Raw genomic sequence first — 12,914 nt, forward strand, 5'->3', positions numbered from 1 at the left:
GGGAGTTTAATCCACCAATAGGTATTTAAGGTATGGTAACGTGTAACACGATATGGCTGCCAGCCGGTGTCGAGACCTCGATCGGACCGACGAGAGGGTTCTCAGGTACCTCCTCGAGTCCGGCGCGGACTATCCGGCCCTGATCGCGGGAAACACCGGACTGCACGTGGCCCACGTCGAACGGCGCCTCGAGACGCTCGCGGAGACGGGGCTCGTCGAGCCGGTCAGCGACGAGGTGGTCTACCGGGCGACCGAACGGGGAAGCGAGCGGTACCACGCCAGCGACGCGACCCCCGTCTCGGAGTGATCCTCGGCGACGGGCGCTTCGATCGAGCTTCTGCGACGGGTTGAAGTCCCCGACACCCCGAGTGTCCCCCGATGGGATACGCGTGTCCGGTCTGTGAGGTGCCCCAACGGGACGGCGAACACCTGGCACACCACCTCGCGTTCACGGCGATGTTACACGGCGGCGATCACGAGGAGTGGCTCGCGGAGCACGCTCCCGGATGGACCGATCGCGAGCCCGCGGAACTGGCCGCGGACGTGACCGAACACGCCGAGGCGGCCGAGTACCACGAGGTGTTCGAGGACACCGTCCACGGTCACGACCGGGGGCGGCCGGACGTCGGGGGGGCCGACGCGTCGAGCCGCGGTCGAAATCTCGAGCACGCAAGCGGTGCTCCCAACGCCGCCGACGCCGCCGACGGCGCAAGCACCACCACGACGTCAGCTCCGGACGCCGAGACGGAGGCGATCATCGAGGAGGCCCGCGAGCTGACGCGACGGATGTATTCGGACGACCATACGGGTTCGGATGGCGATACGGATCCGGACTCGGGCGGGGACGCCGACATGGACGACTGCGACGGATCGAATTAATTCCCGATCGCCACCGGATTGCCGACCGGATCACCGCGATCCGATCGCTTCGTCGTCCGGACGCAAGCGGAACGCCCTTCCGAACCTCGCGTCTACGAACGCGCATGGACACTCGGGGAGCGTTCGCGCCGGAGACGATGGCGGAAGCACGCGAGCAGTACGTCGAGACCGGGCCGGCCGCGAAGGTGGTCGTCCGCGAGACGGCGAAGGCGATGTCCTTCGACGCCGACGAGTACGCCGACCGGGTCACCGGCGAGGTGGTCGAGACCGCCCGCGACGCCATCTTCGCCTCGATGCTGGAGGTGCGGGTGGCGGACCGCCCGACCTTCGAGGAGTGGCTCGAGACGTCCGAGACGTACGACGATTCCGACGTCGAGCTGCTGGGCTCCGAGCACGTCGACCGGATCGTCTGGCACGCCGCTCCGTTCGCGGGGACCGTGATCGCCGCCAGCTTCCACGAGGAGGAGGAGGCCGCGATCGGGACCCTTCGGCGGAACGCGTTCGGACGGATCTATCACGATCGGCTCCGATCGGGCGGGGATGCGCCCGCCGATGTGTCCGCGGACGCGTCCACCGACGAACGGTAGCGTCGTCGATTGGTAGCGTCGTCGATTCCGCGGGGTGAACGTGCGGCGAAACTGCCCGACGTGACGGCTGTATCTCGGTTCCGACGGATGCCCGACAGATCCTCGACGGCGACCCACGTCCGGGCGCCGTTCGTCCGGAGAACAGCAACTTTATCACTCGCACGGAGCCAATTCCGCACAAGATTACTCCCAAAGGAGGCTTACGGTGACAAAAGACCACACACAACCGGAGGTGAACATCGGACTCGTCGGCCACGTCGACCACGGGAAGACGACGCTCGTCCAGGCGTTGTCGGGCTCGTGGACGGACCAGCACTCAGAGGAGATGAAACGCGGCATCTCCATCAGGCTCGGCTACGCGGACGCCACGTTCCGCGAATGCCCGGGGCTCGAGGAGCCGCAGCGGTACACCGTCGAGGAGGAGTGTCCGGACGGCGGCGAAAGCGACGTCCGCCGAACGGTGTCGTTCGTCGACGCTCCAGGCCACGAGACGCTGATGGCGACGATGCTCTCGGGCGCCTCGATCATGGACGGCGCCGTGCTCGTCGTGAGCGCCACCGAGGACGTTCCGCAGGCACAGACCGAAGAACACCTGATGGCGCTCGACATCATCGGGATCGACGACATCGTCATCGCCCAGAACAAGGTGGATCTGGTCGACCGCGATCGGGCGGTCGAAAACCACGAGCAGATCCGCGAGTTCGTCGAGGGGACCGTCGCGGAGGACGCGCCGATCGTCCCCGTCTCGGCCCAACAGGAGGTCAACCTCGACCTCCTCATCCAGGCGATCGAGGAGGAGATCCCGACCCCCGACCGCGATCCCGACGCGTCCGCGCGGATGTTCGCGGCGCGTTCGTTCGACATCAATCGGCCCGGCGCGACCTTCGAGGACCTCCAGGGCGGCGTCGTCGGCGGCTCGCTCGTCGAGGGGGAACTCGAGGTGGGCGACGACCTCGAGATCCGTCCCGGCCTCGAGATCGACGAGGAGGGCCGCACGGAGTGGCAGCCGCTCACCACCTCGATCCGGTCGCTACAGGCCGGCGGCGAGCAGGTCGAGACCGCCCGTCCCGGCGGGCTGTTGGGCGTCGGAACCGGACTCGATCCGAGCCTCACCAAGGGCGACGCGCTCGCGGGACAGGTCGCGGGCGAGCCCGGAACCCTGCCGCCGACCCGCGAGGCCTTCGAGATGGACGTCGACCTCCTCGACCGGATCGTCGGCGAGGGCGAGATCGAGGAGATCTCCACCGGCGAGCCGCTGATGCTCACCGTCGGCACCGCCACCACGGTCGGCGCGGTCACGAGCGCCCGCGAGGGGGAGTGCGAAGTGAACCTCAAACGCCCCGTCTGTGCCGAGGCTGGCGCGCAGATCGCGATCAACCGCCGTGTCGGCGCACGTTGGCGGCTCATCGGCGTGGGGACGTTGAAGTAGCGTGTCGGGGATCTCGAGACGGAACGCGAGCGACCGGATCGTGACGGACGAGATCGGGAGGGACGAGACGGTGACCGAGAACCGAACCGCCGCCGACGATCCGGACGCCCCGATCGTCGCGTTGGACACGAGCGTGCTGATGGCGCCGGTCGAGGCGAACGTTCGCCTCTTCGAGGAGCTCGATCGGCTTCTCGGAACCCACCGAACGGTCGTCCCGGCGGCGGTACGCTCCGAGCTCGATCGCCTCGCGGACGGGAGCGGAACCGAGGCGACCGCCGCGGCCGTCGGCGCCGACCTGGCCCGACGGGCCGACCCGATCGAGGTCGACGACACGAGTTCCACGACGGGGACCGGAGAGACGACGCAGACGAGGATGGAGGCGGAGGAGATGAGACGGACGACGGAGGAATCGGGCGGTTCGGCGAACGAATACGCCGACGACGTGCTGGTCGCGCTCGCGGAACGGGGCGCGGTCACGTACGTCGCGACGAACGATCGACCCCTCAGAGACCGGATCCTGGCGCGGGACGTACCAGTAATCGGTTTAAGGGGTCAGAACGCACTGGCGATAACGGAACCATAGCGCACGCATGTACAAGCGAGTACGACTCACAGATACGGTCGAAGTGCCGCCGAAACACCTGGCGGACGTGTCCGAGACGCGGGTGAAGGCCCTGTTGCAGGACAAACTGGAGGGACGAATGGACGAGGACGTCGGCAGCGTCGTGAGCGTCATCGACGTTCACGACATCGGCGACGGGGCGGTGTTGCCGAACCGCCCCGGCGTCTACTACGAGGTCGAGTTCGACGCGCTCACCTACGATCCCGGGATGCAGGAGGTCGTCGACGGCACCGTCGTCGAGACGGTCGAGTTCGGCGCCTTCGTCGGGATCGGGCCGGTCGATGGGCTCTTGCACGTCTCCCAGATCACGGACGAGTACCTCAACTTCGACGGGGCCAACCAGCAGCTGGCCTCCTCGGATTCGGACAAGACGCTCGGCGTCGACGACGCCGTTCGCGTCCGGATCGTCACGAAGAGCATCGACGAGCGCAACCCGCGCGACTCGAAGATCGGCCTCACCGCCAAACAGCCGGGGCTCGGCAAACACGAGTGGCTCGAGTCCGAGCGTCGACGCCGCGAACAGCAGGGTGAAGGCGTCGTGGAGGAGGACTGATGGCCGAGGACCGCCTCGCGTGTCGGGAGTGTCACTACGTCAACGATCCCGACTCCCAGACGTGTGCGCTCTGTGGCTCCTCCTCGCTGACCGAGGACTGGGCGGGCTACGTAATCATCACCCACCCCGAGGACAGCCAGATCGCCGAGGAGATGAACGTCACGGAGCCCGGCTCCTACGCGTTGAAGGTCAGATAGCGTTCCGGACGTCCACGGGACGGATCCACCCCGATGCTACGACTTCCCAGGGAGCTTCGAGACGCGTTCAAGGAGCCGCTGGGTCCGGTGACGACCGACGCCGACGATCTCTTAGAACGCATTGCGGAGACGCGTGCGATCTACGCCGACGGAAAGCGAGGAGCGGCTGCCCCGCTCGTCGCCGTCGGCGACGTCGTCACCTACCACCTCATGAACGCGGGGCGAAACCCGGACGTCGCCCTCGTCGACGGCCGAACGGAGCGGGAGGCTGTCGACGCGGAGATCGCTCGAGCGCTCGCGGCGAGCGACGATCGCCGGATCGCGGTCGAGAACCCGCCCGGCGAGCTCTCCCGCGAGCTGCTCGCCGCCCTGATGGAGGCCATCGAGGATCCGGATCCGACCGTCATCGAGGTCGACGGCGAGGAGGACCTGGCGGCGCTTCCGGCCCTCGCGGCGGCGCCGCTCGGCTCGAGCGTCGTCTACGGCCAGCCCGGAGAGGGGATGGTCCACGCGCCGGTCACGGAGACGACCCAACGCGATGCCCGCGAGCTGCTGGGCCAGTTCGAGGGCGACGTCGAGCGGGCCTTCGAGATACTGGGCGTGGACTCGGGATCGTCGGAAAACGAGTGACGACCCGGTTCGCCGCGGACGATCCGACCACGTTCGAGACGGCGGCCACGGGCTACGTTCGAGACAGTGGCCACGGGCTACGTTCGAGACAGTGGCTATGGACTACTTTCGAGACAGTAGCTCCGTCGCCACCACGTCCGGTTCCATCAGGTCCGGATCGACCGCGAGGTCGGCGATCCCTGAGAGGAACTCCGGTAGCGACCGGTCGACGTAGGCGACCGCCTTCAACTCGGGGTTCAGCTCCTTGGCCACCGCGATCCCGGTCGCCTCCTCGACGTCCGTGATCACGAGGAGTTCTGCGGTCTCGATGCCGGCGTCCCGCAGCGTGTCCGCCGAAACGACGCCTCGGATGCGTTTGACCTCCGCGCCGCGATCCTCGAAGGCCGACTCGAGGTCGTGTTCGTCCGGACCCGCGAGAACCACGCGGGGGACAACCACCACCATCACTCGTACTCGATCGTCGCCGGCGGCTTGTGGGTCACGTCGTAGACCACGCGGGCGACGTCGTCGTTCTCTCCGGTGATGCGGCTCTGGATGCGCTGGAGGGTGCTCCAGTCGATCTCCTGGGCCCTCGCGGTCATCCCGTCGCGGCTCTCGACGGAGCGGACGGCGACGATCCAGCCGTGGACGCGGTTGTCCCCCTTCACGCCGGTACCCTTGCCGATCACGGCGGCGAACGCCTGCCAGGGGTCGTACTCCTCGAGTTCGTCCTCGACCACGTGACACGCCTCGCGGGCGACGTCCGCCTTCTCCGGGGTGACCTCGCCGATCACCCGGACGGCGAGTCCGGGGCCGGGGAAGGGCATTCGCTCCGAGATGATCTCCTCGAGCCCGAGCGCGCGGGCGACCTCGCGGACCTCGTCCTTGTAGAGGTCGCGGACCGGCTCGACGATCGTCTCGAAGTCGATGATCTCCGGCAGCCCGCCGACGTTGTGGTGGGACTTGATCCCGCCCTCGCTTTCGATACGGTCGGGGTAGATCGTCCCCTGGACGAGGACGTCGGCGTCGACGTCACGCGCCTCGCGTTCGAACTCGCGGATGAACTGATCGCCGATGACTTCGCGTTTCTCCTCGGGGTCGGTGACGCCCGCCAGCCGATCGAAGTAGCGGTCGGCCGCCTCGATCACCCGAAGCGACTCCATGAACGAGAACGTCTCGCGGATCTCCTCGGTCTCCCCCTTGCGCATCAACCCGGTGTCGACGTAGACCGGCGTGAGCTGGTCCCCGACCGCCTCGTAAGCGAGCGCCGCCGCGACCGAGGAGTCGACGCCGCCAGAGAGGGCGATGACCGCGTTCGAGTCGCCGATCTGGTCGTCGATCCGCGCCACCGCCTCCTCGATGAACTCGTCGGTGTCGACCATTATGCGGTCACCCCCTCGTCGGCCTGCGGTCCGTCCGGCTCCCCGCGGGCCTCCTCGAGTACGCGCTCGACGAACGCCACGAACGGCGGGCTCGCCCTGTCCGGCCGCGACCGGAACTCGGGGTGGTACTGGGTCCCGAGGAAGAACGGGTGGTCCTCGCGTTCGAGGATCTCCATGCGGTTGTCCGCGCGTCCCGAAAAGCGCAGGTCGTCGGACTCCAGTCGATCGATGTACTCGGGGTTCACCTCGTAGCGATGGCGGTGACGTTCGGTACAGGAGTCGTCCCCGTAGATGTCGTAGGCGAGCGTTCCGGGGTCGATCGCCGTCTCGTGGGCGCCGAGGCGCATCGTGCCGCCCATGTCCTCGGTCTCGTACTGCTCGGGCAACAGGTCGATGACCGGGTGGGGCGTGTCGGGGTCGAGTTCGGCCGAGTGGGCCGCCTCGAGCCCGAGGACGTTGCGCGCGTGCTCGACGACCGCCAGCTGGAAGCCGAGACAGAGCCCGAGGAAGGGGACGTCGTTTCGGCGTGCATAGCGGATCGCCTCGATCTTGCCGTCCGTCCCGCGGGATCCGAACCCGCCCGGAACGACGATGCCGTCGGCCTCCGCGAGCCGTTGTTCGTGTTCTTCGGCCATCTCGTCGGCGTCGACCCACAGCACGTTCACCTCCGTCTCCGTGTGGATCCCGGCGTGTTTGAGCGCCTCGTGGATCGACATGTAGGCGTCCTCGAGCGCGTACTTCCCGACGAGCGCGACGTCGATCTCCTCGTCTCGATCCCGGGTGACGAGCTCGCGCCACCGCGTCGAGCGTTCGGGCTTCGGGAGGGCCTCGTCGTCGATGTCGAGTCGGGACATCACGTACTCGTCGAGCCCCTCGTCCTCGACCATCAGGGGGACGTGGTAGACGTCCTCGACGTCGGGGTTCGAGAAGACGGCCTCGGTGGGAACGTCACAGAACAGCGCGATCTTCTCTTTGACCTCGGGATCGAGGGGGTCCTCACACCGTCCGACCAGAACGTCGGGCTGGAGGCCGATCGACCGAAGCTCCTTGACCGAGTGCTGGGTGGGCTTCGTCTTCTGTTCGCCGTTCTTCGAGTAGGGAACGAGCGTGACGTGGGTGAAGAGGACGTCCTCGTCGTCCTCCTCCTGGGAGAACTGCCGGAGCGCCTCGAGGAACGGCATCGACTCGATGTCCCCGACGGTTCCACCGATCTCGACGATACAGACGTCGGTCCCCTCCGCCGCCTCGCGGATCCGGCGTTTGATGTCGTCTGTGATGTGCGGGATGATCTGGACCGTCTTGCCCAGGTAGTCGCCGGCGCGCTCGTTCTCGATGACGTGTTTGTAGGTCTTGCCCGTCGTGACGTTGTGATCGAAGGTCATGTCGACACCGAGGAACCGCTCGTAGTTCCCCAGGTCCAGATCGACTTCGCCCCCGTCTTTGAGCACGTACACCTCGCCGTGCTCGTAGGGGTTCATCGTTCCGGCGTCGACGTTCAGATAGGGATCGATCTTCACGGCGGTCACGTCGAACCCCGCGTTCGAGAGGAGTCGGCCGGTGCTGGCGGCGGTGATTCCCTTCCCCAGCCCGGACATGACACCTCCGGTGACGAATACGAACTTCCGGCCAAGCGAGGGGTCATACCCCGTGTCGGGATCCGTCGGCATACCGACCGTGCGCGAGCGTTCGCCTAAACGGTTTCGGGACCGACGACGACTGCGAGGTCCTCACACGCGTTGGGTCGCCCTCGTTCAGCCCCCGACGTCCCCGTTCAGCCTCCGAGCGTCCATCTCGCGATCCCGAGGAAGATGAGCATCCCGAAGACGTCGACGACGTTCGTCACGATCGGAATCGTCGTGTCGTCCGGGTCGATCCCGAGACGGTAGGACCCGTAGGTGGCGGCGACGGCGAAACAGACGGCGATGACCGCGACCGACAGGCCGCTCGAAAGCGAGATGAAAAGCAGCGTGGAAAGCGGCAGACCGCTCCCGGTGTACAGGCCGACGAGCCAGACGACGACCGCGAGCGTGGCGAAGACCGTCGCCGCCAGCGCGAGGATGGCCGTCACCGTGGCCCACAGGTGTCGATCCCGCGGATCGAACTCGGTCGTCCCGAGGTGGAGCCTCGTCGTGAGCCGCGAACTGAGGATGGCCCCGAGGTTGCCGCCCATGCCCACCATCACCGGGACCATCACCGCGAGCGCGCCGTACTCGCCGAGCAGCTCCTCCGCGTCCTCGAGGGTGATCCCGGCCCACAACACGATGACCGAGAGCGCGACGAGAAGCGGGAACATGTTCCCCACGATCCGGCGGGCCGACCACGATCCGAGCGTTCCGGTCGAGGCCGCCATCAGCCGACCACCTCCACGACGCCGACCGCGACGAGCAGGAACGCCATCCCGAAGACGTCCCCGAGCGTGGTGACGATCGGTCCCACGAGGTTGTCCGGGTCGTGTCCTCGGGTATAGCCGACGAACAGAAGCGAGAGCAGGCCGAAGATCAACACGACGGAGGTCAACACGCCGGAGATGAGCATGATCGCCAGGAACTCGAGCGGGTGTGCGGCCTCCCGACCGAGCAGTACCAGCGCGACCCAGGAGATGACGGCGATCACGACGGAGATGCCGATCGCGTTCACGAAGGAGGCGACGACCGCGTGGGCGAGCCGGTCGTTCCACTCGAGTCGCGGCTCGATGAGCCCCTGGTGGAGCCCGCTCGAGATCCGTCCGCCGAGGGCCCCGTAGACGTTTCCGCGGGTGGCGAGAAACACCGGAACCATGACCAACAGTCCCGGAAACCGCTCGATGCTCGCGAGCAGCTCCTCGAGGATGACCCCGGAGAAGAGCCCGCCACAGAGCGCGACGAGGAGGACCGGGAGCGACTCCCGATAGATGGATGCGAACTCCTCGCGGACGTCCATGGATGGTCGTGTTCGAATTCGAAGTTAAAGGTACCTACTGCGTCCGAAAGCCGTGCGGCGGTCCGCGTCCGTCGTTCGACCGTCCGGCCGGAGGTGCGGGTCGGATCAGTCGTCCGCCGGAGCGGGATCCGAGCCGGCGCCGACGCCCGTGACGGTTCCGACGCCCTTGCTCGATCCCTCACGGAAGACGAACCGCTGTCCCTCCTCGACGAGGTACGGTCGGAACTTGAACCGCACGCGCGTGCGACCGGTGTCGCCCGGAAGCAGCCGGCCGTCCTCGGGGGTGAACTCGGCCGCCTCGCTCGCGGTCTCGAGGTGAACGACCGGTTCGTAGCCGGACTGGATGCGCGTCGGGTGGTTGAGGACCACGACCTCGGCCTCGAACTCCCGGACCGGCTCCGGATCGGCCGTTCGCGGGAGAAGCACCATCCCGCGCTCGAGCGACGATTCCGGGATCCCCTTCAGGGCGATCCCCACGATCCGTCCCGCCGTCGCGCGGTCGACCCGGTGGTAGTGCATCTCGATCGAGCGCACCTCCACCTCCCGGAACGAGCCGTCGGCCATCGGCCCCACGAGCAGCTCGTCGCCCGTCTCGACGGCGCCGGAGTTGACGGTTCCGGAGGCGACCGCGCCGACGCCCTTGACGTCGTAGGACCGATCCACGTACATCCGGAACTCCTCGCGGTCCGGGGTCGACCGCTTCGGGAGCGACGCGAAGAGGGTGTCGAGGTCCCCGAGCCCGTCGCCGCTCACCGCGCTCGTTCGAACGATCGGCACCACCGACTCGCCGATCTCGTCGATGGCGGTCGCCACGCCGTGCCGCTCGACCGACAGGGGCGTCCGATCCACGTCGCGAAGCAGCGATTCGATCTCGCGTGAGACCTCCTCTATGCGCTCCTCGGAGACGAGGTCGGTCTTCGTCACCGCGACGATCGTCGGGAGCTCGGTGGCCAACAGGATCCCGAGGTGCTCGCGGGTCGTCCGCGTCGGACCGTCGTCGGCGGCCACGACGAGCAGCCCGTAATCGATCCGCTGGCCGACGAGCCCGCGGATCGTCGTCCGCAGCCACGGCTCGTGGCCGACCGTGTCCACGAACGAGACCAGCCGGTCGGCCTCCTCGACGATCCGCGCCCGGTCCTGTTTGCGGTGGGGGTTGTCCATGCGGACCGGGTCGCCGTCGTCGAACCCGTAGACGGCATACGAGAGATCCGCGGAGAGGCCGCGTTCGATCTCGTGGGGCTGGACGTCGAGGAACCCCCGCGTCCCGCCCTGGCCGTCGTCCGCCTGCCCGGTGACGAGCGACCCGACGAGCGTCGACTTGCCGTGGTCGACGTGGCCGGCCGTGCCGACCACGACGTGTGCGTCGTCGGTCTCGAGGACGGACCCCTCCCGGATCGTCGCGATCCCCACGAGTCCGCGATCGTCTCCGTCGTCGCGATGGACCGCACCCGGATCGCCGCCTGCCGTCTCGACCGATCGGCGGTCGTCCGCGGTCTCGTCGGCCGTGACGCCCCAGGTCTCGACGTCGTGGATGTGGGCGTCGGCCTCCTCGGCCAGAAGCGAGAGGACGTCCATCGTCTCCGAGAACCGTTCCGGCGGGATGCCGGCGATCCCGCCGTCGTCGGTGACCCCGACGACGTAGGTGGCCTCGCCGTCGCCGGAGAGGACCCGGTGGCGAAGCTGTGCGGCGAGCGACTCCTTTCGGCCGTCCGCCAGGTGCACCTCGCGGGTGAGTCGTTCCTTGAACTCGATCGCGCCACCGTCGCGTTCGCCGCGCTCTATGGCCTGTCTGAGGACAGACCGGTCCGCGCTCATGTCCCCCCGTAGGTCGTATCGGCGTTTAAGCGTTTTCGTGGTGTGTCTACCCATCTCACGGGAGACGTCGGGTTCCGTCACAGACGCGGGAGGGCCCAAAAGGGGTGAGGAGCACACCTACGTCTTCTGCTCGCGACAGCACACTTACGCCGTCTGCTCGAGACGAATGTCGACGCAGATACGTCAGCGACGATGATCGGCGTCAGCGCTGATCCGTCACGTACGCGATCGCGGCACCGATCGCGCCGAAGACGACCGGATAGACGATCCCGGCAAGCAGCAGGGAGGGAACGAGTTCCGGCCCCGACCCTCCCACCCGAAACGCGAACACCCCGATCACGACGAGCGGCAGGTAGCCGATCGCGACCGCCGGTCCGAGCCGAACCGTCTCGACCAAAGAGGAACTTGGACCGGCACGGCGGGCAACCAGGAATCCGGCGGCGGCGAGCGTCAGCGGCGGGACGAGATAGAGGATCTCCAACGGCCCCTCGCCGCGCGCGATCAGATCGACGTAGGAGCTCGCGAGCCCGACGTCGACGTAGGCCGCCACCGCGTGAGCGTTGTAGAAGAGCCAGCCGACGAGCCGCCAGGGTTCCGGCGTTTCAACCCCGAACAGGTCGGCGATCGGTCCGATCCGCCCCATCGTCTCGCGGTACTCGCCGGCCTTCCAGAGGTAGGCCAGGAGGTAGCCGATCGCGTAGGCCGCGACGCCTCCGAGCGCGCCCTCACGGGCCGCTCGGAGAGGCGATCCGGCGGAGTCGTTCGCCGATCGTTCGGCGGCGGAATCGGGATCCGACATGGACGGTCACGACCGTCGGTTCGCGGGAGTTCCCGTGCGAGCCGATGTCCGTGCGAGCGCCGTCGTGGCGGGCATGCTCGAACCCGAGGGGCGCGGGGGAGAAAAATCCCGCGTCAGCCGGAGGACTGACGAGCGTCTGACGATCGGTCCGTCCGACCGTCGCCCGATCGGCGTCCGAATTCCGATCGGGTATCGTCCAACTTCGGTCGCCCACCGGTCAGGTCTCGGTCGCTCACGGTCGATTTCTAGCCGCTTACCGGTCGAAATCCGGCCGTTCACCGGTCGTGTACCCAGAACTCCTCGCGCTCGGTGGTCTCCTTTTTGAAGATCGGGACGCGCTCTTTGAGCTGGTCGATCCCGTCCTCGACCGCCCGGAACGCTTCCGCGCGGTGGCCCGCCAACACCACGACGAAGACGATGTCCTCGCCGTCGGGGATCACGCCGGTTCGGTGATGCATCCGGACGTCGAGGACGCCGTCGCGCGCCTCGAGTTCGGCGGCGATCTCGGCCATCCGCTCGGCGGCGACTCCCTCGTATCGTTCGAAGGCGAGGTGAGTCGTCCGATCGTCGTCGGGGGCGTCCCGCGCGCGAACACGGCCGGTGAAGGAGGCGATCGCCCCCGAGCGGTCCGCCTCGTCGCTCGCTTTGACGCGTTCGACCAGCTCCTCGAGGGTGATCCACGGCTCCGCGGCGTCGACCGCCTCGACGATCGCATCGAGGTCGGCTGCCGCGGCGGCCTCGACCGTTGCGACGACCGTCCCGGCGACGTCCTCCGGATCCCGGTCCCCGCCGACGAGCACCGTCGGGACGCGAAGCCGCGTCCGACCGATGACGATCAAGTACTCGTGATCCGGCGCGAATCGGTCGAGAAGCGACGTGAGATGGGCGCCCGTCCCCGTCGCCGTCCACGTCCCGTCATCGAGCAGCCGGACGTCGGTGTCGGCGACGCCACCCGCAGTGGTGTCGGTGGGATCGTCCCCCTCATTCCCGGCCAGCGCGTCGACGCGACCCACGCGGCCCTCGGCGCGCTCATGAAGGTGGTCAACGAGGCGATCGGCGAGGTCCGCGGCCCCGTCGCCGAGTATCGAGATCGGTTGCATATCGATGGAGGGGCGAGCCAGCG

At 67.8% G+C, this 12,914-nt stretch carries 16 protein-coding genes; 8 read left to right on the top strand and 8 right to left on the bottom strand.

The genetic code is table 11. From position 1 onward, the window contains the following. The first annotated feature begins 52 nt into the window (after positions 1-52). The 8 genes from ACFQE9_RS03660 (at position 53) to ACFQE9_RS03695 (ending at position 4,897) form a co-directional block, all read left to right on the top strand. Positions 53-307 carry a DUF2250 domain-containing protein gene (locus ACFQE9_RS03660; protein WP_379740482.1) on the top strand — a complete coding sequence of 85 codons (255 nt, stop codon included), beginning with the start codon at positions 53-55 and terminating at the stop codon, positions 305-307. Between the two features lie 71 nt (positions 308-378). Continuing rightward, positions 379-879: a DUF5810 domain-containing protein gene (locus ACFQE9_RS03665; RefSeq protein WP_379740485.1), complete on the top strand. Its 501-nt coding sequence runs from the start codon at positions 379-381 to the stop codon at positions 877-879. A gap of 104 nt (positions 880-983) precedes the next feature. Next, the gene (locus tag ACFQE9_RS03670) at positions 984-1,466 is read left to right on the top strand and encodes a DUF5809 family protein (RefSeq protein ID WP_379740488.1); all 483 of its coding nucleotides are present in this window, start codon (positions 984-986) and stop codon (positions 1,464-1,466) included. A gap of 205 nt (positions 1,467-1,671) precedes the next feature. Then, positions 1,672-2,895 (top strand): translation initiation factor IF-2 subunit gamma, encoded by a 1,224-nt coding sequence (locus ACFQE9_RS03675; RefSeq protein WP_379740492.1) that lies wholly within the window; start codon positions 1,672-1,674, stop codon positions 2,893-2,895. Positions 2,896-3,034: 139 nt separating this feature from the next. Continuing rightward, positions 3,035-3,478: a twitching motility protein PilT gene (locus ACFQE9_RS03680; RefSeq protein WP_379741326.1), complete on the top strand. Its 444-nt coding sequence runs from the start codon at positions 3,035-3,037 to the stop codon at positions 3,476-3,478. Positions 3,479-3,485: 7 nt separating this feature from the next. Beyond that, positions 3,486-4,070, top strand: a complete 585-nt coding sequence (locus ACFQE9_RS03685) for a DNA-directed RNA polymerase (protein ID WP_379740495.1) — start codon at positions 3,486-3,488, stop codon at positions 4,068-4,070. Further along, the gene (spt4, locus tag ACFQE9_RS03690; protein WP_379740498.1) at positions 4,070-4,267 is read left to right on the top strand and encodes a transcription elongation factor subunit Spt4; all 198 of its coding nucleotides are present in this window, start codon (positions 4,070-4,072) and stop codon (positions 4,265-4,267) included. Before ACFQE9_RS03685 ends, spt4 begins: the two co-directional genes overlap by 1 nt. Positions 4,268-4,300: 33 nt before the next feature. Then, on the top strand, positions 4,301-4,897 hold the full coding sequence (locus ACFQE9_RS03695) for a GTP-dependent dephospho-CoA kinase family protein (protein WP_379740501.1): 597 nt from the start codon (positions 4,301-4,303) through the stop codon (positions 4,895-4,897). 102 nt (positions 4,898-4,999) lie between these two features. On the opposite strand, the gene ACFQE9_RS03700 is transcribed toward ACFQE9_RS03695, so the two are convergent. From ACFQE9_RS03700 to ACFQE9_RS03735, 8 genes are all read right to left on the bottom strand, one after another. After that, on the bottom strand, positions 5,000-5,341 hold the full coding sequence (locus ACFQE9_RS03700) for a DUF7126 family protein (RefSeq protein WP_379740504.1): 342 nt from the start codon (positions 5,339-5,341) through the stop codon (positions 5,000-5,002). Further along, positions 5,341-6,258 (bottom strand): glutamine-hydrolyzing GMP synthase, encoded by a 918-nt coding sequence (guaA, locus tag ACFQE9_RS03705; RefSeq protein WP_379740507.1) that lies wholly within the window; start codon positions 6,256-6,258, stop codon positions 5,341-5,343. Before guaA ends, ACFQE9_RS03700 begins: the two co-directional genes overlap by 1 nt. Further along, positions 6,258-7,925 carry a CTP synthase gene (locus ACFQE9_RS03710; protein WP_379740510.1) on the bottom strand — a complete coding sequence of 556 codons (1,668 nt, stop codon included), beginning with the start codon at positions 7,923-7,925 and terminating at the stop codon, positions 6,258-6,260. The genes guaA and ACFQE9_RS03710 overlap by 1 nt, the downstream gene beginning before the upstream one ends. Before the next feature lie 104 nt (positions 7,926-8,029). Next, positions 8,030-8,608: a magnesium transporter gene (locus ACFQE9_RS03715; RefSeq protein ID WP_379740513.1), complete on the bottom strand. Its 579-nt coding sequence runs from the start codon at positions 8,606-8,608 to the stop codon at positions 8,030-8,032. Next, positions 8,608-9,177, bottom strand: a complete 570-nt coding sequence (locus ACFQE9_RS03720) for a magnesium transporter (RefSeq protein ID WP_379740516.1) — start codon at positions 9,175-9,177, stop codon at positions 8,608-8,610. The genes ACFQE9_RS03715 and ACFQE9_RS03720 overlap by 1 nt, the downstream gene beginning before the upstream one ends. Positions 9,178-9,282: 105 nt before the next feature. Continuing rightward, entirely contained in the window at positions 9,283-10,992 is a 1,710-nt protein-coding gene (locus tag ACFQE9_RS03725) for a GTPBP1 family GTP-binding protein (protein WP_379740519.1), read from the bottom strand. 202 nt (positions 10,993-11,194) lie between these two features. Beyond that, the gene (locus tag ACFQE9_RS03730; protein ID WP_379740522.1) at positions 11,195-11,791 is read right to left on the bottom strand and encodes a DUF7978 family protein; all 597 of its coding nucleotides are present in this window, start codon (positions 11,789-11,791) and stop codon (positions 11,195-11,197) included. A 275-nt stretch (positions 11,792-12,066) separates the two neighbouring features. Further along, positions 12,067-12,891 carry a molybdopterin synthase gene (locus ACFQE9_RS03735; protein ID WP_379740525.1) on the bottom strand — a complete coding sequence of 275 codons (825 nt, stop codon included), beginning with the start codon at positions 12,889-12,891 and terminating at the stop codon, positions 12,067-12,069. Positions 12,892-12,914: the final 23 nt, after the last annotated feature.

This window comes from Halopenitus salinus, from assembly GCF_042662125.1.
Classification (GTDB): domain Archaea; phylum Halobacteriota; class Halobacteria; order Halobacteriales; family Haloferacaceae; genus Halopenitus; species Halopenitus salinus.

What these genes read in the sequence shown, in the direction of transcription:
- ACFQE9_RS03720 (WP_379740516.1), bottom strand. Translation starts at nt 9,177, where the DNA reads ATGGACGTCCGCGAGGAGTTCGCATCCATCTATCGGGAGTCGCTCCCG.
- ACFQE9_RS03710 (WP_379740510.1), bottom strand. Translation starts at nt 7,925, where the DNA reads ATGCCGACGGATCCCGACACGGGGTATGACCCCTCGCTTGGCCGGAAG.
- ACFQE9_RS03695 (WP_379740501.1), top strand. Translation starts at nt 4,301, where the DNA reads ATGCTACGACTTCCCAGGGAGCTTCGAGACGCGTTCAAGGAGCCGCTG.
- ACFQE9_RS03665 (WP_379740485.1), top strand. Translation starts at nt 379, where the DNA reads ATGGGATACGCGTGTCCGGTCTGTGAGGTGCCCCAACGGGACGGCGAA.
- ACFQE9_RS03725 (WP_379740519.1), bottom strand. Translation starts at nt 10,992, where the DNA reads ATGAGCGCGGACCGGTCTGTCCTCAGACAGGCCATAGAGCGCGGCGAA.
- spt4 (WP_379740498.1), top strand. Translation starts at nt 4,070, where the DNA reads ATGGCCGAGGACCGCCTCGCGTGTCGGGAGTGTCACTACGTCAACGAT.
- ACFQE9_RS03680 (WP_379741326.1), top strand. Translation starts at nt 3,035, where the DNA reads ATGGCGCCGGTCGAGGCGAACGTTCGCCTCTTCGAGGAGCTCGATCGG.
- ACFQE9_RS03685 (WP_379740495.1), top strand. Translation starts at nt 3,486, where the DNA reads ATGTACAAGCGAGTACGACTCACAGATACGGTCGAAGTGCCGCCGAAA.
- ACFQE9_RS03735 (WP_379740525.1), bottom strand. Translation starts at nt 12,891, where the DNA reads ATGCAACCGATCTCGATACTCGGCGACGGGGCCGCGGACCTCGCCGAT.
- ACFQE9_RS03730 (WP_379740522.1), bottom strand. Translation starts at nt 11,791, where the DNA reads ATGTCGGATCCCGATTCCGCCGCCGAACGATCGGCGAACGACTCCGCC.
- ACFQE9_RS03660 (WP_379740482.1), top strand. Translation starts at nt 53, where the DNA reads ATGGCTGCCAGCCGGTGTCGAGACCTCGATCGGACCGACGAGAGGGTT.
- ACFQE9_RS03670 (WP_379740488.1), top strand. Translation starts at nt 984, where the DNA reads ATGGACACTCGGGGAGCGTTCGCGCCGGAGACGATGGCGGAAGCACGC.
- guaA (WP_379740507.1), bottom strand. Translation starts at nt 6,258, where the DNA reads ATGGTCGACACCGACGAGTTCATCGAGGAGGCGGTGGCGCGGATCGAC.
- ACFQE9_RS03700 (WP_379740504.1), bottom strand. Translation starts at nt 5,341, where the DNA reads ATGGTGGTGGTTGTCCCCCGCGTGGTTCTCGCGGGTCCGGACGAACAC.
- ACFQE9_RS03715 (WP_379740513.1), bottom strand. Translation starts at nt 8,608, where the DNA reads ATGGCGGCCTCGACCGGAACGCTCGGATCGTGGTCGGCCCGCCGGATC.